Here is a 1,339-nt window from a genome sequence, read left to right on the forward strand (position 1 = left end):
ACCGACCGAACCGCTTGACTGTGATGATGACCTTGGTGACGTTTCGGTGGGTCTGACTCTCCGCTTGACTGACGTCTTCGACTGTCCCCTTTGTGATCTGTCGACCTGCCGGGCGTCACCGCGCACGCGGCCGGACCGGTGCTTCGTGACTTCATAGGAGCCTGGTTCCAGAGCCCCGCCACAGTCTTGTCCACCCGCTCCGCCCGGCGCGTGCCGCCCTGGAAAACGGATCAGCAAGGGACGGACACGATCACCATGATGCACGACAGTCTCGAGGTCACTGGCGGTGTCGACACGCACGGATCGACCCATCACGCCGCCGTGATCGACGCGGTGGGCAGACACCTCGCGGATCGACAGTTCCCCGCCACGTCGAGTGGCTATCGAGATCTATTGGCCTGGATGGGTTCTCACGGCACCGTGGTCGGAGTCGGCGTGGAAGGAACCGGAGCCTACGGCGCCGAGTTGGCCCGGGTGTTGACCGCGGCCGGAGTGCGGGTCATCGAGGTCGATCGACCCGACCGCAAAACCCGGCGCAGACAAGGCAAATCCGACCCGATCGACGCCTATGCCGCCGCGATGGCCGTGTTGTCGGGACGAGCCAAGGGAACTCCGAAAAGCCGCGACGGTGCCGTCGAGGCCGTGCGGGTCCTGCGGGCTGCGCGCCGCAGCGCGGTCAAGGCCCGCACCCAAGCGATCAACCAGATCCGCGGCCTTCTCGTCTCCGCGCCCGCAGCACTGCGCGAACAGACCACCGGCATGAATCGCACCGCCCTCATCCGCGCCCTGGCCGCATCGCCTCCCGCCACTGACCTGACGGACCCGTTGACCGCGACTGGCGAGACACTGCGCCGGCTGGCTCACCGCTATCAGACGCTCGACACCGAAATCCGTGAACTCGATACTCACATCGCTCCGCTCGTCGCACGGGCGGCACCAGCCTTATTGGCTCTCACTGGTGTCGGTCCCGAGACCGCCGGGCAACTGCTGACCAGCGCAGGCGACAACCCCCAGCGGATGCGCTCGGAAGCGGCCTTCGCGCACCTGGCGGGCGTCGCCCCCATCCCTGCCTCCTCCGGCCGGACCCGCCGACACCGCCTCAACCGCGGTGGTGACCGGGCAGCCAACAACGCCCTCCACACCATCGCCGTGGTCCGCATGCGCTACGACCCGCGCACCCGCGCCTACGTCGAACGTCGTACCGCACAAGGGCTTTCGAAGAAAGACATCATCCGCTGCCTCAAACGATTCATCGCCCGCGAGGTCTACCACGCCCTCACCGAACATCCTCCGCAGCACCAACCAGCCGAAACTGCTTGACATCTATAGGAGCATCACA

1 protein-coding gene is annotated in these 1,339 nt (G+C 66.3%); it reads left to right on the forward strand.

Annotated features, from left to right (window positions below):
- The first annotated feature begins 255 nt into the window (after positions 1 to 255).
- Positions 256 to 1,320 (forward strand): IS110 family transposase, encoded by a 1,065-nt coding sequence (locus ABZ909_RS43680; protein WP_357012408.1) that lies wholly within the window; start codon positions 256 to 258, stop codon positions 1,318 to 1,320.
- The last annotated feature ends 19 nt before the right edge of the window (positions 1,321 to 1,339 follow it).

This window comes from Nocardia sp. NPDC046763, from assembly GCF_040645495.1.
Taxonomy (GTDB): domain Bacteria; phylum Actinomycetota; class Actinomycetes; order Mycobacteriales; family Mycobacteriaceae; genus Nocardia.